We start from the raw sequence: 21,583 nt of genomic DNA, 5'->3' as shown, positions 1-21,583 counted from the left end.
CATCTCTTTTCGCTGCAAATCAGTATAATACCGTAAACATTCTCCTTACTCTACATCCTTCAATGCTTCATAATCTTCCTCACCGGTACGAACTTTCACAACTTTCTGTACATTGTAAACAAAGATCTTTCCATCTCCGACATGACCAGTGTAAAGTGTTCTCTTCACAGTGTCAATCACTTTCTCTACTGAAATGCTTCCGACGATAACTTCTACCTTAACCTTTGGAAGTACCGTTATATCCATCTCAACTCCACGGTATTTCTCACCTGCACCTTTCTGAACTCCACATCCCATAACCTGGGTAACGGTCATACCTGTTACACCAAGATCATTAAGGGCTGTCTTCAGTTTCTCATATCTTGAAAGTTTTGCAATGATGACTACTTTATGTATACCTGTTGACGGATCTACAGGTGTGGTTACTTTAACAGATGCTGCTCGCTGTACATCTGACGCTTCATCATAATCATTTTCACCAAGCTCTGTATTTTCATTGACACTCATACTTCCTTCTGTGATATCCATCAAGCTGAATCCTGCATATGCAGATGCAAGACCATGCTCTTTTGAATCCAGACCAACAATTTCTTCTTCTTCTGATACCCTCAGTCCAACAGTTTTATCAATTATTTTGAATACAATTGTCATAGTCACAATTGTCCATGCCATAACACTTACAACACCAAGAAGCTGTAATCCAAGCTGATGGAACCCTCCACCGTAGAACAGACCTTTGAGTGTACATTCCGGTGCTGTCTTTGTTGCAAAAAGACCAACTGCGATTGTTCCCCAGATACCGTTTAAACAGTGAACTGCAACTGCACCGACAGGATCGTCCACATGAGCTACATTATCACAGAACCATACTCCAAATACTACCAGCAGTCCTGCTACAACACCGATAATAACGGATCCTGCTGCATCTACAACATCACAAGGTGCTGTAATTGCTACCAGACCTGCAAGCGAAGCATTCAGACACATAGAAACGTCTGGTTTTCCATACTTGACCCATGTAAAGATCATACATACAACCGTTGCTACTGCAGGTGCGATCGTTGTTGCCATAAAAATTGAAGCTAGCTGTGATCCGGTTGTTGCTGCCGCACCATTGAATCCATACCATCCAAACCAGAGAATGAAGCATCCAAGTGCACCGATTACAATATTATGTCCAGGAAATGCATGTACTTTTGTGACTTTTCCTTCTTTATTTCTTGTGAATTTACCAATTCTGGCACCTTCCATTGCAGCTCCGATAAAAGCAGTTGTACCGCCTACCATATGGATCGCACATGAGCCAGCAAAATCATGGAAGCCTAGACTTGCAAGCCATCCGCCTCCCCAGATCCAGTGTGCTTCGATTGGATATACAATAGCTGAAATAACAGCTGAATAAATACAATAAGATAAGAATTTTGTTCGTTCTGCCATTGCTCCGGATACGATTGTTGCCGTTGTTGCACAGAACACTAAGTTAAATACAAAATTAGACCAGTCAAAATTTGCATAATCTGTAAAAATTCCAAGTGTCGGAGTTCCAATAAATCCACCAAGTGCATCTTCACCAAGTAAAATTCCAAATCCAAGCGGGATAAATACACAAGTTCCGATACAGAAATCCATCAGATTCTTCATAATAATATTTCCTGCATTCTTCGCTCTGGTAAATCCTGTCTCTACCATTGCAAATCCTGCCTGCATGAAAAACACCAATGCTGCACCGATCAGAAACCAGATTCCAAATACCTGTGTGCCTACAGCATCCTGTATGGCTGATAATACTTCTTTCGTCATAATAGTTCCTCCTTCATCTTGTCAAAAAAAAAGCGCCTCGAAATATTATTTTCGAAGCGCCCTTGCTTTATGTCCCGTAGTTTAACGCTCAGAACTTTCTTTGTCAAGGAATTTTCTGATATTTTTCTGTTGTTGTATATAATTTCGTTCAATTATCACAACCAGATTTTATTTTTCTCATATTTTTTCCACAATTTCACAATCCAAGGATTTCTCCAAGCACTTCAATGATAATCTCATTGGTACAGGACTTTACAAATCCCATCATATGTAAAGAAATCTCATCCTGTTTCTGGCTCTCTGTCAGTTTCGGATTGCTGTTTGTCTCATTAATGAGCTGTACCAGATGCGGAGTCAGCTCCTCATAAGTCTCCATTGTAGTCTGTGTGACCAGATCTCTTAATTCTTCTTTCTTTGTCGGTACCATTTTGTCCTCTCCTGTCTGTATTCTATCTGAGTTTCATCTTGAAATCGCGTTCTGCTTCACGCTTCTGGTCTTTCTTTGCGATATCCTGACGTTTATCATATAATTTCTTACCTTTTGCCAGACCGATCTCTACTTTTACAAGACTTCCTTTAAAATAGACTTTCAAAGGCACGATCGCCATTCCTTTTTCTTTTGTCTTACCGATCAGTTTGTTGATCTCTGATTTATGAAGAAGTAATTTTCTGACTCTGAGCGGATCTTTATTGAAGATATTTCCTTTTTCATAAGGGCTGATATGCATACCATATATGAATACCTCTCCGTTCTCAATACGGATGAAGGATTCTTTTATGCTACATTTTCCCATACGGAGTGATTTCACTTCTGTCCCGTGCAGAGCAATTCCTGTTTCGATCTTATCCAAAATAAAATAATCATGATATGCCTTTTTATTGTTTGCAATCATCTTGTCATTACTCTTCGCCATCTCCGGCACCTCCCTGATTTACAATCTTAAAATCAATCGTACGCATCAGACGGTCTGCATCCAGCACCCGGACTCTTAGTCCTTCGCCTAGTTTATACACTTTCCGTGTATGCATCCCCATCATCTCATAGCGTTCTTCATTATATTCATAATGATCATCCGTCATATTCGTTACATGAACCAGACCTTCTATCGTATTCGGAAGTTCCACATACATGCCCCATTTTGTTATTCCTGATATCACACCTTCAAATTCTTCTCCTATATGCGCCTGCATATATTCTACTTTCTTTAATTTGACTGTCTCACGTTCTGCTTCATCTGCACGACGCTCCATCTCACTGGAACGCTTTGCCACTTCCGGAAGGATAGGCCGGTAATGTTCCATCTTATCCGCATTCATTCTTCCCCGCAGATTATCTTTGATAATCCGGTGAATCTGAAGATCCGGATATCTACGGATCGGAGAAGTAAAATGTGTATAATAATTAGCTGCCAGTCCAAAATGTCCATCATTCTCCACCGTATATTTTGCCTGCTTCATGGAACGTAATGCCAGTCGGCTGATCATTGCCTCTTCCGGAGTATCTTCTACTTTTGTAAGCAACTTTTGAATTTCTTTTGGTCTGATTTCATTTACTCCTATGTGCATAGAATATCCAAAATTATTGATAAATGTTGCCAACGTACGGATCTTTTCTTCATCCGGTGTTTCATGGGACCGGTATAAAAATGGAAGTTCCTGCCAGTAACCGTCTTCTGCCACCGTCTCATTTGCCAGAAGCATAAAATCTTCAATGATCTTCGTCGCAACATTTCTGTCATATGGTCTGATATCGACCGGCTTTCCGTTCTCATCCAGAATCATCTTGGTCTCCGGAAAATCAAAATCAATCGAGCCTCGTTTCTTTCTTCTGGCTCTTAAAATACCGGAAAGCTCCTGCATCCGTTCAAACATCGGAACCAGTTCCCTGTATTCTTCTGTTTCAGCTTCATCATGATCAGTCAGGATCTTTTTCACACTGGTGTAAGACATCCTGCGGTTCACATGGATTACCGTCTCGGCAATCTCGTGGGCAACCACTTCTCCTGACGGATCTACCGTCATAATGCAGCTCAATGCCAACCGGTCCTCACCTGCATTTAATGAACACATTCCGTTCGAAAGCGTATGTGGAAGCATCGGGATTACACGGTCTACGAGATAAACACTGGTTCCTCTTTCTAAAGCTTCTCTGTCAAGCGCACTATTCTCCTGCACATAATTTGTTACATCTGCAATATGCACACCCAGAATATAATTTTCACCGTCTTTTACCAGTGACACGGCATCATCCAGATCCTTTGCATCTTCCCCATCGATCGTGACCATTTGCCAGTCGCGCAAGTCTTTTCTTCCATTCATATCCGCTTCACTGACCGGCTTTGCTACGCGTTCTGCCTGTCTTAACACTTTATCCGGAAATTCTACCGGAAGATCATACCCCTTTACGATTGACATAATATCCGTCCCAGGGTCATTCAGATGTCCGATGATCTCCACGATCTTTCCTTCCGGTTTTTTCCCATTTTCTCCATAAGAAGTCAGTTCCACTACAACTTTATGTCCGTCCACTGCTCCTCTTGATTTTTCAACCGGTACAAATATATCCTGATCCAGTCTCTGATTATCCGGAATTACAAATCCAAACTTTTTGCCCGGCTTCATACGATACAGTCCGACCACTTTCGAAAGTCCACGCTCCAGGATCTTCACAATCTTTCCTTCACGGCTTCTTCCCTCCGGCTCTTTTGTCAGCACAATCTCGACATGGTCTCCATCGAACGCCCCACAGATATCATCTTCTCCGATAAATACATCTGCCGAATCATCTTCATCCAGTACAACAAAACCGAATCCCTTAAGGCTTGCACGGAATACACCGGTCAGACGCTTTGCATGTCCTTTACAGTACTTTCCTCTCTTGGAAAGATAAATCTTTCCTTCCTGTTCCAGTGATTCCAGTATCTGGCGCAGCTCATCCCTGTCTTCTTTTGCCACACGCAGAAGCATGGCCAGTTCCTTAAATTTCATCGGTGTATATAAATCGTCGCAGATCAGGTCATAGACGACTTTTTTTCTCTTATCAAATTTCTTACTCATATTCATATACTCTCCTGCATCGTTGAAAAAGGGACACCCCCATACAGGAGTGTCCCTTTCATCTTCTAAAAATATGCTCTATCCTATGCAAATACTTTTAAATTCAACACTGCTGCCAGTACAATAAACAAAATCGCAAGGAATTTTGTAGACTTCACCAGTGCACCTTCCATAGAACGTCCCTTGTTCTGTCCCCAGTAAGTATCAGCGATACCACTAATGGCACCAAGCCCTGCTGACTTACCTTCCTGCATTAACACGACTATGGTTAATGCGATACAGTCTATTGCAAATATTATCATTAATACAATCTTTAAAATGTCCACTATTCACACCTCCTGCGGATAAACCACATTTATTTTATCACAGGGTTTCTTATAAGGCAAGTGAATCTTTCAACTCATCCGTCTTTTGTACAAATGGGCTCTGATACTCAGCCACATCTCCCAGTCTTTCTTCAATCCTCAGCAATTGATTATATTTTTCCACCCGTTCTGACCGGCATGGAGCCCCGGTCTTAATCTGCCCTGCCTCTGCCGCTACTGCAATATCTGCAATAAAGGTATCTGCAGTCTCTCCTGACCGGTGTGAAATCACAGTCTTATATCCTGCATTCTGCGCCATCTTCACTGCTTCAAAGCTTTCTGTCAAAGTCCCGATCTGATTTACCTTGATTAGTATCGCATTGGCTGCTTTTCTCCGTATTCCTTTCGCAAGCCTTCGGGTATTCGTCACGAACAGATCATCACCGACTAACTGTACCCGCTCTCCGAGCCTGTCTGTCAGAGTTTTCCATCCTTCCCAGTCATCTTCATCTAACGGATCTTCAATGGATACAACCGGATATTTTTCTATCATTTCCTCATAGTAATCAATCAGTTCTTCTGCTGAACGGACAATCTTGTACCCTTTTTTCTTCGCCTCACCGTCGAAAACATATTTCTTAAAATTCTTATCATACAATTCCGATGCAGCTACATCCAGTGCGATCGCAACTTCTTTTCCCGGCTGGTATCCTGCTTTCTCTACCGCTTTTACCATCAGGCGCAAAACCTCATCCGCATTATGAAGATCCGGTGCAAATCCACCTTCATCTCCCACTGCAGTACTATATTCCAGCTGTTTCAAAAGCTGTTTCAGTTCATGATATACTTCTGCACACATCTGAAGTCCATTCTTAAAATTTCCTGCACCTACAGGCATGATCATAAATTCCTGAATATCGATCGTATTGTCCGCATGTCTACCTCCGTTCATGATATTCATCATCGGAACCGGAAGTTTCTTTACATTCGTACCGCCAAGATACGAATACAGCGGCAGTCCAAGCGCCCCGGCCGCTGCTCTTGCAGTCGCAAGAGACACGCCAAGCATGGCATTGGCTCCGAGATTGGACTTGTTCTTTGTCCCGTCAAGCCTGATCATCGTCTGATCGACTGCCGCCTGATCCAACACGTTCATACCTATCACTTCCGGTGCAATCCTTGCATTAACATGATCTGCTGCCTGTTGTACGCCAAGCCCTCCGTACCGTTCTTCTTTATCCCGTAATTCCAGTGCTTCATACTTTCCGGTCGATGCACCGGATGGCACACTTGCCCGACCGCAGAATTCATCTCCTGCCAGCACTTCCACTTCTATCGTCGGATTTCCTCTTGAATCAAGTATTTCTCTTGCGTATACATCCGTAATGGGTAAATACTTATACATTATTTCTATCCTCCTCTTATGAAGGATAGTATGTTCCGATGCGGAATAAACCATTCAACCTTTAATACAGTTCTTTATAAATCTCTGCCATCTGCTGCCATGTCAGTTTTACATAACTCTGATTCAGAAGTCTCTGCTGTGTCTCTTCTACAGTCTTAGCAAAACTCTCGATCTCTTCTTCCTTCATTCCATATTCATGCAATGGTTTTCTTGCAATGATCTGATCCAAAAGTTTTCCGATCTCCACATATACCAAGTCTGCATCGCACTCTAAAACATTACTTAAGAAACTATTTAATTTCTTGATTCTTCCATCCGGATCTAATTCCTGATATTTTGCAAATACCGCTGTAAGGAACTGGTAATTTGCTTCTCCGTGTGTAACATGATAAACACCACTTAACGGATAAGACATGGCATGTACCGCTCCCGTTCCGGCATTGCCAAATGCAATTCCGGCAAGGTTACTTGCCGTCAGGAAGTCATCCAGCAGATTCATTCGGAATGCTTCTCCATGTTCTGCAATTTTACGGAAGCCTTCCATGATCATCTCCATTGCCTTCATACTGAACATCTGTGTATACAAAGTAGCTTTCGGAGACACATAAGATTCAATCGCATGGATAAATGCATCGATCGCACTCGTTGCAAAAAATGAATATGGAAGTCCTGTCAGCAATTCCGGAATCAATACCGCACGGTCTGCATAAATCTCGTCGACAGCAAGCCCCATCTTGGTATGCAGCTTTGTAAATTCTGCAATTGATACATTCGAGACCTCAGAACCCGCACCACACGTAGTTGGTACTGCGATCAACGTTTTTGCTCTCTTAAGCGGAACCTTTCTTCCAAAGATTTCTTCCGCACTATAATCTCCTGCGAGCACCAGGATCTTAGCCATATCGATAACTGCTCCTCCTCCGATTGCAATAATTCTGTCACAGTCTGTCTTACGGAAATCTGCCAGTAATGCATCGATCATCTCGTCCGTAGGCTCACCTTTTCCATATTTGCTTTTATATTCTACATGTGCCTCTAATCCAAGCGCTGCAAAATACGCCTCATACGTGCTTTTACTTGCAAGAATAAAGTCTTTCTTTCCTATATTATATTCTTCTGCAAAATCTTTTGCGTGCTCAAACTTCTGAACTTCCGCCTTCTGCCAAAAAAGTTTCATTTTTTCTTGTCCTCCCCGTCATTTTTCTGAATATTTTGTCTCTTAATAATATATCACCAATCCGTTGACTTTTCCATATATGAGCGTTACAATCATTGAGGATATAAAAATTTAATAATTACAAAAGGAAAACTGGGGAATTTTCAAATGAAAGAACATTTAAAAAACTTTACATTACTCACTGTCAGTACGTTGATCATGGCAGTGGGTATCTACTTTTTCAAGTTCGCCAACAACTTCACGTTTGGTGGTATCACCGGTTTTGCGGTACTCGTTGCCAAGTTCACTCCTCTTTCGGCCAGTGATTTTTCCTTCATTGCGAATATGCTCCTTCTGATCATAGGGCTTTTCGTTCTCGGAAAAAAATTTGCTGCACAGACTGCATACAGTAGTATCCTACTTTCTGTCACGCTGTCCGGACTGGAACGTATCTATCCAATGAGCCACCCGCTTACCAACGAACCATTGCTGGAACTGATCTTCGCGATTGTACTTCCTGCCATCGGTTCGGCCATTCTGTTCAATATCGGAGCATCCAGCGGGGGCACGGATGTTATTGCCATGATATTGAAGAAATACACCAGCGTTGACATCGGAAAAGGCTTGCTTGCTTCCGATATCTTATTCACAATCGCCGGTTTCTTCGTATTTGACATTAAGACGGGTCTTTATTCACTGCTCGGTCTTACGATGCGTTCGACACTGATCGACAGTCTGATTGAAAGTCTGAACCGCTCGAAGTATTTCCACGTGGTATGCAGCGAGCCGGAACCAATCTGTGAATTTATCAAAAATGACCTGAAACGAGGTGCAACAATCGTACTCGCACAGGGTGCCTTCACAGGCGATGACAAATATATCATCCTGACTGTACTTAGTCCAAATGAAGCAATCAAGCTTCGTAATTTCATAAAAGCTCATACAACTGGTGCATTCTTACTGATATCCAATACCAGCGAGATTATAGGAAAAGGGTTCCACTCTGTGTAGTGAAACCCTTTATTTTTTCTCCGTATTCTCAATGTCCAACAGATCCAGGATTGAATGTGACATCATATACTGATAAAATTCCATTGCATCTCCCGCCGAAATATTTTTGCTTTCCCGGATAAGCCAATATTTCAGTCCATTCACCAATGATATTGCATGAAATTCCAGAAATACCTTTTCGTCGACGTGTGGCATATTACTTAAGTGTTTTAACGGATGATGCTTTACCAAAATTTCTTCCATATTAAAAATCCGTCCATATAACATCTCCTCAAAAGAATTCTGACCGGTCACTTCAAATACTTTTTCGTAATAAGTCTTATCTTCTTCAAATTTCCGGAACAGCAGCTTTAAGGACTCCATTCCACGTTCCTGCTCCATAAGCTTCGAGACTTCTTTAAATACATCTTCCCACAAAAGCCATTCCATCACTTCGTATTTATCTTGAAAATAATTATAAAATGTCGGGCGAATTACCCCTGCTGCATCTGTGATCATCTTGATCGTCAGTTTTTCAAATCCTTTTTTCGCTACCAGTTCTTTAAATTTTTCCCCCAATAGTGCTTTTGTCAATTCACTTTTTCGCTCCATCTCATCACCTAATTTATCTCGGATATTCTGTAATAAATAATTATAGTCCTGTTATCCGACAAAATCTACTGTCAAATTGCTCCATTTTTCACATATAATAATGGAGAATCACATCAAAACTGGCAAGTAAAAGGAGAGCTCCTCCAATCCAGTATGCACGCCTGTTTTCTTTCAATCCCAATCTGTATCCTGCAAATATACCAATCACGGCTTCCAGAACCGTTACCGGAAATAACACCAGTGACTCCTCAATCATCGCTGTATCTAAAAAAACGAGCCCCATTCCGACAAAGAATGCATCCACACTTGTCACCATGGCCAGAAGCGTTGTTTTCTTCCATTCAACCTCATCTTTTCTCCGTTCCAGTACGCTCTTTTTCTTTATTCCTTTGATAATCATATAGATTCCGATTGCAGCAAAGATCAGTACCGTCAGACCTTCCCATCTGTCAGCCGCTGTCTTCGTCCTGGTAATGGACAATAATGGAAGTAATGTGATCAGATTGCCCAAGACCAGTGTTCCTAACTGGATACCGCCAAACAGGATACTCAGAAGAATCAGATTCTTCCATCTGATTTTTGAAAATCCAGCCCCCATATAGACCGCTGCTACAAATACATCAATCGATAATCCAATGGATACGATCAATAATTCTATCACTGACATTGCATCACCTTCTTTCTTTTCTCCTATTTTAGCCTATTTAGAATTATTTTTGAAGAAATAAATGCCGGATAGCTGCCGGAATCCTGCTACATTTTTCTTCATTTGTATAAAAAACGGGAAAGCTACGCTCTTACGTAACCTTCCCGCCTTCTGCGACATATATCATATCAACTTTAGGATGTGTCTCTTATATTATATCCCGATTAGTGATGGAATAAACGGATTCCTGTAAATGACATCACCATACCATATTTATTGCATGTTGCGATTACATTATCATCCCGAACAGATCCTCCCGGCTGCGCAATGTATTTTACACCACTCTTATGCGCACGCTCAATGTTATCCCCAAATGGGAAGAACGCATCTGACCCAAGTGCAACATCGGACAGTTTATCCAGCCATTCTCTCTTTGCTTCTCTTGTAAACACTTCCGGTTTCTCTTTGAAGATTGCCGGCCATGCATCGTCTGCAAGAACATCCATGTAATCTTCTCCGATGTAAAGATCAATCGCATTATCTCTGTCTGCACGTCTGATTCCATCCACGAACGGAAGATTCATAACCTGCGGTGACTGTCTGAGCCACCAGTTATCTGCTTTGCCTCCTGCAAGACGTGTACAATGGATTCTGGACTGCTGTCCTGCACCGATACCGATTGCCTGTCCGTCTTTTACGAAACATACAGAGTTGGACTGTGTATATTTTAATGTAATCATAGAGATTGCGAGATCAATTTTCGCCTGCTCTGTCAGTTTTTTGTTCTCTGTCACGATATTTGAGAAGAAATCATCGTCAATCTTTAATTCATTTCTTCCCTGCTCAAATGTAACACCGAATACCTGCTTGTGTTCGATCGGAGCCGGTACATAATCTGGATCGATCTGGATTACATTGTAGTTTCCTTTTTTCTTTGCTTTTAAGATTTCCAGCGCTTCCGGTTCATATCCAGGAGCGATCACACCATCGGATACTTCACGTTTGATCAGTTTGGCAGTATCCACGTCACATACATCAGACAGAGAAATAAAATCTCCGAAAGAAGACATACGGTCTGCGCCTCTTGCTCTTGCGTATGCAGATGCAAGCGGAGATAATTCTCCGAGATCATCTACCCAGTAGATCTTTGCAAGCGTATCACTCAGTGGAAGTCCGACTGCGGCACCTGCAGGAGATACATGCTTGAATGATGTAGCTGCCGGAAGTCCGGTTGCTTTCTTTAACTCACTTACAAGCTGCCATCCGTTAAATGCATCCAGGAAATTGATATATCCCGGTCTTCCATTCAGAACCTTGATTGGCAGTTCACTTCCGTCTTCCATATAGATTCTGGAAGGTTTCTGGTTCGGATTACATCCATATTTCAGTTCTAATTCGTTCATATCTCTTCTCCTTATCAATTCCTCTTACTGGTTCTTATTGATGATTTTTGTCTCATATGTACCTGTCGCGATATCAATATAGCGTACGAATAATGATACTTTGTTGTCCGCATTCAGGCTGTTCCATAAGCTGTCGGCAAATGCATCCATAGCATCCGGAATTGCGATCAGTTTTGGTTCTCCTTCAAAGCTCGGAAGCGGATTGCCGTCACATTTGTATGTATGGATGAAATGTCCTTCTCCTGCTGCAGGATTCTCATATGCAAATGTATAGCGGTTGCAGCTTTCCGGATTACCATTGTTGCTCTTTAAGATTGACATTGCGTAGTTAAAAGTTCCGTTTTCAATATGCATAACACCTGAAATCCTAGGTGTGTAGTTCGGTCCGTCTGGTTCGAATTCACGGCTTCTGAGTGACTGTTCAAATGTAAGCTGCTTGTCCATGCCCTCGTAGATGGTATCTGTCTGATCTCCGTTGGTTACGATCGTCTTGTTGCCAAGTACACGTACCGGTGCATAGATGATCAGGCTTGGATCTGTCAGCTTTGATGGATCAAATGCCTGTGTGCGGATGCCTTCCCCTTCTTCTACAAACACACGGTTACGGCTATTCTCACTTCTTCCCATAATGAAGTAAGCAGTTACTGCTTTTGTCCCATCTGCACTCTTTCCTATAATAATGCCACGTCCCGGGTAAGAATTGCCCTGCAGTTCCTTCTCGATTGATAACATTTCCATGAATACATCTCCTTTTCGTTTGTGTTTTTGAACGTTTCTATCCTTATTATATATAAAACCGTCTTATTTTTCCACCCCTTTTTATAAGTATAATTAAAAATTATCGTTTTTTTATAAGTACAATTTAAGTTTTGAATCTTTTATCGTTATTTATGATACTTTTTTCCTTTTTTGTCAAAAAAACGACAATATACGATTAATGTCGCATTTGCTTGAATCTGGAAATCAAAAGTTTTAAGATAAGGTAACTGCATAAAAAATATAATGCAGTAAGATGAGGAGGTAACATTATGAATGTTGTAGACACAATCAAAAACGCCGCCTTTGCTTCCGCTATTCAGGCAGCACTTAAGTACATGGATAAAGATCCTGAAACAAATATTCCAAAAGTCATGAGCATTGTTGACAAGGCTGCTCCGGAAGGCTGGTATGCAGGTCAACGTAATGCGATCCGCCAGGGAATCGCCGAAAAGGGAAACTGGTATGAACTTGCTACAAAAGTATGGAAATTGGATCCGGAAGTACGAAAAACTTTCTTTACAAACTTTATCGTTAATGCTTCTTTGAAAGGTTCTGCCCTTCAGAAGGAAACTGAGGAAAAAGAAGACTGTAATGTTCCTTGGGCGATTTTATTAGATCCGACTTCAGCCTGCAATCTGCACTGTACCGGATGCTGGGCCGCTGAATACGGACACAAACTAAATCTTTCTCTTGAAACAATCGATGATATCATAACACAGGGAAAGAAACTTGGTACATATATGTATATCTATACCGGCGGAGAACCTATGGTACGAAAAAAAGATATTATTACGATCTGTGAACGTCATCCTGACTGCGAATTCTTATCTTTCACAAATGGTACATTGATCGATGAAGAGTTCTGTCAGGAAATGTTAAGAGTTAAGAATTTCGTTCCTGCAATCAGTCTGGAAGGATTCGAGACGGCCAATGACGGACGGCGTGGTCCGGGTGTATTTGAAAAAGTAAAGCATGCCATGCAGTTATTAAAGGATCATAATCTTCCATTCGGTATCTCTACCTGCTACACAAGCGCAAACTACAAAGATATCACAAGTGAAGAATTCTATGACATGATCATTGAAGCTGGTGCATTGTTCATCTGGTTCTTCCATTATATGCCTGTTGGAAATGATGCTGCTCCGGAACTCATGCCGAATCCGGAACAACGAAAAGCTGTATACGAACGTATTCGTGCGTTCAGAAGTTCCAAACCAATCTTTAGCCTGGACTTCCAGAACGATGCCGAATATATCGGTGGATGTATCGCAGGCGGTCGCTATTACCTGCATATCAATGCAGCGGGAGATGTAGATCCTTGCGTATTCATTCATTATTCAAATGCAAATATTCATGAAGTCAGTCTTCTGGATGCATTAAAGAGTCCGATCTTCCAGGCATACAGAAAAGGACAGCCATTCAATGACAATATGTTGCGCCCATGTCCAATGCTTGAGAATCCGGAATGCTTACCAAAGATGGTAAAAGAGACCGGTGCCCACTCTACCGATCCACAGTCACCGGAAGATGTACAGCATCTCTGCGATAAATGCAAACCTTATGCCGAAGCCTGGACCAAAATGGCAGATAAGCTTTGGACGGAGAGGCTGGAAGCCAAAAAGTAAATTGGGATTTAATTTATTAACTGGGGAAGCGGCCTCTCAGTCCTTGAAGGAAACAATAGATAAGGCTTCTTGTTCAGGTTCCATACCATAAGAAACACTAAGAGAGTCAGAATCACCTAAAAGCAAAGGAACTACGCTCAAACTCGGCGTTCGCCTCAAACACGTTCGCTTCGTTCCTTTAACGGTGCTTCTGACTCTCTAACTATTTCTAATGGCATTCCACATTCACAATAATCCTTATCTATTGTTTCCTTCAAGTCGTGACTGGCAGCGAATGTTAATAAATAAAATGCCCGGAAGTGTAACCCGGTGGAGGCCACTACGGTTACGCAATTGCCATTTAGTACCATAAAAGTGTAGTTGTTAGAGAGTAATTAACTCTAACATCTACACTTATTTTATTATAATAAGGGAAGTAGTTGGTATGACATATTGCCATTAGGATTTTCACATCCGTGAATGAAACCGTCAGCCATCCCCTTATTATAAACATTCATTTAAGCAGGTTGAAACTCGCAGGAGCTTTCGCGTAACGAACTAAACTGAATCATAATAAGTGTAGATGGGATAAACAACTGCAATTCTATAAAAAGAAAAGGAGTATATTATGATCAGCGTAGGAATTGATGTATCAAAAGGGAAAAGTACAGTATGTATTTTGAAACCATATGGAGAGATTGTTAGTAAGCCTTTCAATATTACCCATACCCAAAAGGATTTAAGCGAATTATCTTCCATGCTTTTCAGACTAAATGATGAAGTCAAAATCGTTATGGAAGCAACCGGAATTTATCATCTTCCAGTTCTTACATATTTACAGGAAAAAGGATTTTTTGTTTCTGTAATTAATCCGTATCTTATGAAAAGTTATCGTAACGAAAGTCTGCGAAAAGCCAAAACCGACAAGATTGATTCCCGTATCATTGCTAATTATGGAATTGATCATTGGTTTAAAATGAAAGAATTTCAAACTTCTGGAGAGATTTATGAAGAGTTGAAGTTGCTTGGACAGCAATATCGGCATTATATGAAGCTTCATCTTTTATCTCTCGCTGAATTGACCCATCTTTTAGATTTGACCATGCCTGGAATAAAGAATCTTCTTGCAAGTTGGAATGAAACAAATCGGAAAGATAAAAGAAGTGATTTTGTGGAACGTTTTTGGCATTATGATGTAATAACATCTATGTCTGAACAGGAATTTACTGAAGAGTATATACTTTGGGCAAAAGAAAAGAAATACGTCCCAAGCCAGGAAAAAGCCAAAGTTATATACACCCTGGCTCAGGAAAGTATTCCCACATTACCTTCAGAAACCTCATCGGTCAAAATACTGGTGACTGAAGCAGTTCGGGTGCTCAAGGAAGTTGATGCAACCCTTGGTCTAATTTTATCACGGATGCAGGAAATAGCCAAGACTTTGCCAGAATATTCGGTTGTAAGAGAAATGGGTGGAGTGGGAAATACATTAGCCCCAAAGTTAATTGCAGAAATAGGAGATGTTCGCAGATTTCGCAACGGGAAGGCATTGGTTGCATTCGCAGGAATTGATCCACCACCGTATGAATCTGGTCAATTTGTAGGTTGTAATAGGAAAATCTCGAAACGTGGTTCAGCATCATTGCGCAAAGTAGGATACGAAACAATGAGAAGTTTAAAAATGCGTTCCAGACCAGAAGATCCGGTTTACCGATATGTTGTAAAAAAGGAATCAGAAGGTAAAAGTAAAAAATCAGCAAAGATAGCCGGATTAAATAAGTTTTTACGCATTTATTATGCTCGAGTAACCGAACTATATAAAAATATATAATCTTATATAAAATAAATAATTTTTTAGACTGCCAATCAGACAGTCTATTTGTGGTACGCAAATATATTTTGTGACAGAAAATAAAAAAGATAAAAATAATTATTGACTTTTCTTAGCAGGTTTCATTCGTAAGGCATTCGACACCCACGGAATAAAAAGTAGAAAGCCGTTCCAGTGAATGTGAAGAAGGTGTTGGAAATAGTTAAGCGTCAAAATTATGCGTTGGGTTTTCGAAATTTGCCTGTTTGAGCCGAATGGCGAGTTGCAAATTTCGGAAGCCCGTTTTTAGCATAATTTTGACGCTTTAGTATTTCCCGCCGACGGAACCTGAACAGGAACGGCTTCCTACTTTTTATGCAGGTCCGGGTCGTCGTGCCTTTCTGAATTAAATCCCAAATCTCCCTCTTATCTCAAACCCATGATCCATCGGTCCGCTTCCTTTCCCCAGATCCAGCATGGCGGCCAGTGCACCGCTGATATACTCTTTCGCACGATGAATGGATTCTTCCAGGGAGTATCCTTTTGCAAGATTGGAGGCGATTGCGCTGGATAAAGTACAGCCTGTTCCATGGGTATTCGGATTATTGATTCTTTTTCCGCGGAACCATGTTGCTTTGCCATTCTGGTATAAGAGATCATTGGCATCGTTCAGACTGTGTCCGCCTTTGCACAAAACTGCACAATGATACATTTCATTAATCTTCTTTGCTGCTTCCACCATATCTTTTTCTGACCGGATCTCCATCTCTGCAAGAACTTCTGCTTCCGGGATATTCGGCGTGATCACGGATGCCATCGGTAACAACTGTGTTTTTAAAGTCTCAATCGCATTTTCACTGATCAATCGGGATCCGCTTGTTGCCACCATAACCGGATCAACTACAATATTTTCCGCATGGTATTCTTTTAGTTTCTTTGATATTGTTTTTATTAACTTTTCAGATGATACCATACCAATCTTTACTGCATCCGGACGGATATCAGTGATGACCGCATCTAACTGATTTTCCAGGAATTCCGGAGATACTTCCATGATCCCGGTAACACCTGTCGTATTCTGTGCAGTCAATGCTGTGATCGCACTCATTGCATAGACTCCGTTTGCCTGCATGGTCTTAATATCTGCCTGAATTCCCGCACCTCCGCTTGAATCGCTTCCGGCAATTGTAAGTGCTGTCTTTTTTTTCATCAGTTCCCTCCATTCTCTGCAATAGCAGTCTGCTTCTCTCTGAATCTCTTCCTGATCATCCTTACTTGCTTCATCATAGATTCCTATAACCTGGAATCCTGCCTTTTTTGCAGTGCGGACTGCATGGATAACATCCTCGAATACCAGCGTCTCTTCCGGTCTGCTTCCAAGATATTCCGCTGCCTGCAGATAAATATCCGGCTTCGTCTTTCCTGCACCTGCTTCTTCACAGGTGAAGATCCGATCAAAATACTTTGCAATTTCCAGACGTTCAAACGCCATCTCTATTTCTTTCTTATTATTGGAAGATGCAATCGTCATTGGAATATTACTGTTACGAAGCTTCTCCAGAAGTTCTACCGCTCCGCTCTTCAGCGGTGCCGTTTCTTTATAATAATCGCTGATAATATCCAAAACGTTCTGTTCGATTTCCTCTATTTCCTGTGACAGATGATAATGCTCTTTTACATATTGCACACCTTCCTGAATACTCATTGTAAATAATATATTTCCAAGATCCGGTTCTGCCTCTATGCCGATGCTGTTCAGATAACGCACCCCTACATCTTTCCATATCCCCATGGAATCCAGCAAAGTTCCGTCTACATCGAATATTGCTCCCTTTATCATGCTTCCACCATTTCCTCTGTTAATTTTTTCAGTTTCTTCGTTGCGTTTTTTATATCTTTTTCTGCAAATATTGCACTGATCACGGCGATTCCGCAGATTCCGGTTCCAGAAAGTTCCGATACATTTTCTTTACTGATCCCTCCGATCGCAATCACAGGAATATCTACTGCTTCAGTAATTGCTTTCAATGTCTCATGACTTATATCAGCTGCATCTGCTTTTGAATCTGTATGAAAGACTGCTCCGACCCCAAGGTAATCTGCCCCTCTTTCCTGTGCGAGCAATGCCTGTCCGACCGTTTGTGCAGATACACCAATGATCTTGTCCGGTCCAAGTTTTGCTCTTACATCTCCGGCTTCCATATCACTCTGTCCGACATGTACTCCGTCAGCATCTATCTCCAATGCAATATCAACATTGTCATTGATCACAAATGGCACATGATATCTGTCGCAGAGTTCCTTAATTTTTTTTGCTTCTTCGAGGAAATGTGCTTCATCCAGTTCTTTTTCTCTCAGCTGCACAAATGTTGTACCACCTTCCAGCGTCTTCTCAACCTGACTGTATAACGTCTCACCATTTAACCAGTGGCGGTCCGTCACGGCATACAGGAGTAAATCTTCTTTCTGCATCTTTTTGCATGTATGTCCTTCCGGCTTTTTTATCTGATCATTCTCAATATTTCTATCTGATCTCATATTTTGCTCCTTTCTCCAATGTTTCTTTATCCATATTGTAGATTGCATCAATAATACGGTTACGGTAAGTGGCATTACCATCACCTTTCTGCATATATCCCCATCCAATCTCTCCTGCCAGTCCCATCGTGCAGACAGCTGCCGCTGCCGCCTCCAGCTTCTGCTCCGGATTCGCTGCCAGGAATGCTGTCATCATTCCGGACAACTGACATCCCGTTCCGGTAATCTTTCCCATCTCCGATCGTCCGTTGCGGATTATATAACAGCTGGCACCATCACTTACCAGATCAATTGCACCTGTAATCGCAACAATACATCCCGCTTTTTTCGCAAATGCTTTCGCAAATGCAATACCTTCTTCCAGATTCTCCTCTGTTACGGCATCTGCTACATCTGCATCCACCCCTTTTGTTGTTCCGCTTCCCTGTGCCAGTGTTTTTACTTCTGAGATATTTCCGCGTATAACATCGAATCGGACTTTCTCCATCAGTTCTACGGCGGTATTCGTCCGCAGTACACTTGCACCTGCTCCGACCGGATCTAATAACGTCACATGTCCCAATTCATTAGCACGCGCTCCGGCTGCAAGCATTCCTTCAATCGTTCTTTTGTTCAAAGTACCAATGTTGATGTTCAGACCTTGACAGATAGATGTAATCTCCTTTACATCTTCTGGTTCATCTGACATAATCGGACTTCCGCCACAGGCTAACAATACATTTGCAACGTCATTTACCGTTACATAATTGGTAATATTATGTACCAGCGGCACACTCTTTCTTACATTTTCAATACAGTTTCCTAACATTATTCTTTCTCCTGTTATCCATATATTTCCGATTTCTTCTATTTAATATTTACGCAATGTATCGTGGCTGTCATCTGTTGTATTGTCAATATTTTTTATCACAACATAATACCCGTCATTTCCGTTTGTCCTGACAAGCACACGGTCTCCGACTTTATGTCCCTGTATTGCTTTTCCGAGCGGCGATTCGATACTGATCAGTCCCTGAAGAGAATTTCCGCGGATACTGGTCACGAGACGATATGTCTCTGTCTCATCATCGTCTTCGAAGTATACTTCCACTGTATTATTAATTCCAACTTCATCTACCTTAGATGTATCAGACACAATCTTCGCATTCTTAAGCATTCGTTCCAGATAGCGGATACGGCTTTCGTTACGGTTCTTATCCTGTTTTGCTGCCTTATATTCAAAGTTCTCGCTTAAATCACCCTGTGCTCTTGCCTCTTTTACTGCTTCCAGTTCTTTCTTACGAACAACAATCTTACGATATTCTATTTCTTCTTTAATTTTCTTAACATCGCTTTCAGTTAACTGTTCACCCATGAAAATGCACTTCCCTTCTTATCTTTGTATATTATAATACTCTGGTCTGTACGCTGCAAATTCTAAATCAACCCATAATGCTCCATTGCTTTATAAAGCCCGTCATTCTCTACCGTATCCGTGATATACTCGGCATACGGCTCCAGAACCGGATCATGATGCCCCATGATCACCCCGTGTCCTGCAGCTTTGATCATATCAAAATCATTGCTGCTGTCTCCGAAGGCATATATCTCATCATCCTGCAGAGCCAATTCTTTCTTTATGTACTCAATTGCAGTTGCCTTAGAATATTCTTTCTGTACACATTCATACACTCCACCCAGACGGTCGATATGTTTGAAAACATCTTCTGTTTCTTTAAAAAACCTTTCTTCGTCTGCAATTTTATCTATATAAATCAGTATCTTATCAAAATCATAACCTGTATCTTCCATTGACTGCTCTCTCCCAAGTCCCAGACCAGCCATATATCTTCTACTGCTTTCCACCGACTCCAGCCTTGAGATACGGTTGGAGTAATAGATATCCTCTGTTCCTTCCAGAAAGCCTTCTACCTTGCAGTCTTTCATAGACTTTATAATCCTGCGTCCTCTTTCATATGGGATAGAATGATGAAATACTATCCGTTCCTCATATACCAAATGTGTTCCACATCCACATAAAAAACCATCGAACGGAATTCTTTTTATCATAGGCGGTACGCTGCATATGGTGCGCCCGGTATTGATAAATGTCTTATGTCCGTTCTCCTGTGCTTTGCGTAATGCCACAAGTGCACTTTCCGGTATCTCATGCGTAATCTCACTTAAAATTGTTCCATCAATATCAAAAAACAATGCTGACATAACTTCCTCCATTTTTATACGAAAAAACTGACATCGTTTATTATAATTAAACGTGCCAGTCTTTTCAATAGATATAGCAATTTCATTTTATAATCTGTACGCAGGAACCCATTCCCGTATCATGATCTTACATTAATTTTCTGAACAGATCTTTCAGATCCTCTACACTGGCATCTTTCGGATTACCAGGTGCGCATGCATCTGCGTGAGCAGATTCTGCAAGGAACGAAAGGTCTTCTTCTTTCAAAGCTTCCAGTTTTGTAGGAATTCCTACGTCTACGGATAATTTACGTACCGCATCTACTGCTGCTTTTCTGTATTCTTCTACAGACATATCATCTACGCCTTCAACGCCCATCGCTTTTGCGATTTCTTTATATTTTTCTCCCGTGCATTCCGCGTTGTATTCCATAACGATTGGAAGCATCATTGCACATGCAACACCATGTGGTGTGTCATAGACAGCTCCAAGTGTATGTGCCATAGAATGTGCGATTCCAAGTCCTACATTAGAGAATCCCATTCCTGCGATATACTGTCCAAGAGCCATTCCCTCGCGTCCTTCTTTTTCATTTGCAACTGCGCTTCTTAAAGATTTGGAAATAAGTTCAATCGCTTTCAAGTGGAACATATCTGTCATTTCCCATGCTGCCTTTGTTGTATATCCTTCAATTGCATGTGTCAGGGCATCCATACCTGTCGAAGCTGTCAGTCCCTTTGGCATAGAAGACATCATCTCCGGATCCACGACTGCGATAACAGGCATGTCGTGCGGATCTACACAGACGAATTTTCTCTTCTTCTCGACATCAGTGATAACATAGTTGATCGTTACCTCTGCTGCTGTTCCTGCTGTTGTAGGCACTGCAATGATCGGAACACATGGATTTTTTGTCGGTGCTGTTCCTTCCAGACTTCTTACATCCTCGAATTCCGGATTTGCTATGATAATACCGATTGCTTTGGATGTATCCATAGAAGATCCACCGCCGATTGCGATGATATAATCAGCTGCGGCTTTTTTAAAGGCCTCAACTCCATGCTGTACATTCTGGATCGTCGGGTTTGGTTTGATATCAGAATATAATTCATATTCCAGTCCTGCATCCTCAAGTACTTTTGTAACTTTCGTTGTTACATTGAATTTGATCAGGTCCGGATCTGAACATACCAAAGCTTTTTTCAATCCTCTTATTTTAACTTCTGCTGCAATCTCATTGATTGCTCCTGCTCCGTGAAATGATGTCTGGTTTAAATTAATTCTGTTTGCCATGATAACTGACACTCCTTCTATAC

20 protein-coding genes are annotated in these 21,583 nt (G+C 41.4%); 3 read left to right on the top strand and 17 right to left on the bottom strand.

Annotated features, from left to right (window positions below):
* Positions 1 to 45 precede the first annotated feature (45 nt).
* The 7 genes from NKF87_RS04015 to NKF87_RS03985 all read right to left on the bottom strand — a co-directional run bounded on the left by NKF87_RS04015 (position 46) and on the right by NKF87_RS03985 (position 7,744).
* On the bottom strand, positions 46 to 1,800 hold the full coding sequence (locus tag NKF87_RS04015; protein ID WP_195256636.1) for an ammonium transporter: 1,755 nt from the start codon (positions 1,798 to 1,800) through the stop codon (positions 46 to 48).
* Between the two features lie 196 nt (positions 1,801 to 1,996).
* Positions 1,997 to 2,227: a hypothetical protein gene (locus tag NKF87_RS04010; protein ID WP_138375637.1), complete on the bottom strand. Its 231-nt coding sequence runs from the start codon at positions 2,225 to 2,227 to the stop codon at positions 1,997 to 1,999.
* Between the two features lie 22 nt (positions 2,228 to 2,249).
* Positions 2,250 to 2,714, bottom strand: coding sequence for an SsrA-binding protein SmpB (gene smpB / locus NKF87_RS04005; protein WP_055284277.1), 465 nt, complete (start codon positions 2,712 to 2,714; stop codon positions 2,250 to 2,252).
* A complete protein-coding gene (rnr, locus tag NKF87_RS04000) occupies positions 2,701 to 4,857 on the bottom strand; it encodes a ribonuclease R (protein WP_253584043.1) in 2,157 nt (718 codons plus the stop codon). The genes smpB and rnr overlap by 14 nt, the downstream gene beginning before the upstream one ends.
* A gap of 83 nt (positions 4,858 to 4,940) precedes the next feature.
* Entirely contained in the window at positions 4,941 to 5,183 is a 243-nt protein-coding gene (secG, locus tag NKF87_RS03995) for a preprotein translocase subunit SecG (RefSeq protein WP_028086854.1), read from the bottom strand.
* Positions 5,184 to 5,232: 49 nt separating this feature from the next.
* Positions 5,233 to 6,567, bottom strand: coding sequence for a phosphopyruvate hydratase (gene eno, locus NKF87_RS03990; protein WP_253584041.1), 1,335 nt, complete (start codon positions 6,565 to 6,567; stop codon positions 5,233 to 5,235).
* Between the two features lie 61 nt (positions 6,568 to 6,628).
* Entirely contained in the window at positions 6,629 to 7,744 is a 1,116-nt protein-coding gene (locus tag NKF87_RS03985) for a 4-hydroxybutyrate dehydrogenase (RefSeq protein WP_161143658.1), read from the bottom strand.
* 147 nt (positions 7,745 to 7,891) lie between these two features.
* Here NKF87_RS03985 and NKF87_RS03980 point away from each other — a divergent pair, with 147 nt between their 5' ends.
* Positions 7,892 to 8,734 carry a YitT family protein gene (locus NKF87_RS03980; protein ID WP_028086851.1) on the top strand — a complete coding sequence of 281 codons (843 nt, stop codon included), beginning with the start codon at positions 7,892 to 7,894 and terminating at the stop codon, positions 8,732 to 8,734.
* Positions 8,735 to 8,743: 9 nt separating this feature from the next.
* Here the strand turns inward: NKF87_RS03980 and NKF87_RS03975 are convergent, their stop codons facing one another.
* From NKF87_RS03975 to NKF87_RS03960, 4 genes are all read right to left on the bottom strand, one after another.
* On the bottom strand, positions 8,744 to 9,325 hold the full coding sequence (locus tag NKF87_RS03975) for a TetR family transcriptional regulator (protein ID WP_161143656.1): 582 nt from the start codon (positions 9,323 to 9,325) through the stop codon (positions 8,744 to 8,746).
* Positions 9,326 to 9,413: 88 nt separating this feature from the next.
* A complete protein-coding gene (locus NKF87_RS03970) occupies positions 9,414 to 9,992 on the bottom strand; it encodes a manganese efflux pump MntP family protein (RefSeq protein ID WP_253584039.1) in 579 nt (192 codons plus the stop codon).
* 203 nt (positions 9,993 to 10,195) lie between these two features.
* Entirely contained in the window at positions 10,196 to 11,374 is a 1,179-nt protein-coding gene (locus NKF87_RS03965; RefSeq protein WP_173791036.1) for a phosphoribosylaminoimidazolecarboxamide formyltransferase, read from the bottom strand.
* 24 nt (positions 11,375 to 11,398) lie between these two features.
* Complete coding sequence (locus tag NKF87_RS03960; RefSeq protein ID WP_055284283.1) at positions 11,399 to 12,112, bottom strand: IMP cyclohydrolase; 714 nt, start codon at positions 12,110 to 12,112, stop codon at positions 11,399 to 11,401.
* Positions 12,113 to 12,402: 290 nt separating this feature from the next.
* Between NKF87_RS03960 and NKF87_RS03955 the strand changes: the two genes are divergently transcribed.
* Together NKF87_RS03955 and NKF87_RS03950 are read left to right on the top strand one after the other, a co-directional pair.
* Positions 12,403 to 13,758, top strand: a complete 1,356-nt coding sequence (locus tag NKF87_RS03955) for a radical SAM protein (RefSeq protein ID WP_253584037.1) — start codon at positions 12,403 to 12,405, stop codon at positions 13,756 to 13,758.
* A gap of 607 nt (positions 13,759 to 14,365) precedes the next feature.
* The gene (locus NKF87_RS03950; RefSeq protein WP_195957006.1) at positions 14,366 to 15,568 is read left to right on the top strand and encodes an IS110 family transposase; all 1,203 of its coding nucleotides are present in this window, start codon (positions 14,366 to 14,368) and stop codon (positions 15,566 to 15,568) included.
* 385 nt (positions 15,569 to 15,953) lie between these two features.
* Here the strand turns inward: NKF87_RS03950 and thiD are convergent, their stop codons facing one another.
* The 6 genes from thiD to fucO form a co-directional block, all read right to left on the bottom strand.
* Complete coding sequence (gene thiD, locus NKF87_RS14305; RefSeq protein WP_330642803.1) at positions 15,954 to 17,387, bottom strand: bifunctional hydroxymethylpyrimidine kinase/phosphomethylpyrimidine kinase; 1,434 nt, start codon at positions 17,385 to 17,387, stop codon at positions 15,954 to 15,956.
* Entirely contained in the window at positions 17,384 to 18,019 is a 636-nt protein-coding gene (gene thiE, locus NKF87_RS03935; RefSeq protein WP_028086844.1) for a thiamine phosphate synthase, read from the bottom strand. Before thiE ends, thiD begins: the two co-directional genes overlap by 4 nt.
* 52 nt (positions 18,020 to 18,071) lie before the next feature.
* Entirely contained in the window at positions 18,072 to 18,893 is an 822-nt protein-coding gene (gene thiM, locus NKF87_RS03930) for a hydroxyethylthiazole kinase (RefSeq protein WP_253584035.1), read from the bottom strand.
* A gap of 42 nt (positions 18,894 to 18,935) precedes the next feature.
* Positions 18,936 to 19,439 (bottom strand): transcription elongation factor GreA, encoded by a 504-nt coding sequence (greA, locus tag NKF87_RS03925; protein WP_055284286.1) that lies wholly within the window; start codon positions 19,437 to 19,439, stop codon positions 18,936 to 18,938.
* Positions 19,440 to 19,501: 62 nt separating this feature from the next.
* Positions 19,502 to 20,287 carry a Cof-type HAD-IIB family hydrolase gene (locus tag NKF87_RS03920; protein WP_253584033.1) on the bottom strand — a complete coding sequence of 262 codons (786 nt, stop codon included), beginning with the start codon at positions 20,285 to 20,287 and terminating at the stop codon, positions 19,502 to 19,504.
* A 127-nt stretch (positions 20,288 to 20,414) separates the two neighbouring features.
* Positions 20,415 to 21,560, bottom strand: a complete 1,146-nt coding sequence (fucO, locus tag NKF87_RS03915; protein ID WP_117597018.1) for a lactaldehyde reductase — start codon at positions 21,558 to 21,560, stop codon at positions 20,415 to 20,417.
* Positions 21,561 to 21,583 lie beyond the last annotated feature (23 nt).

The sequence above is a fragment of the Dorea longicatena genome, from assembly GCF_024168045.1.
GTDB lineage: Bacteria > Bacillota > Clostridia > Lachnospirales > Lachnospiraceae > Dorea_A.
The sequence above is the reverse complement of the archived record's forward strand: the minus strand, read 5'-3'. Positions and strand labels throughout refer to the sequence as shown.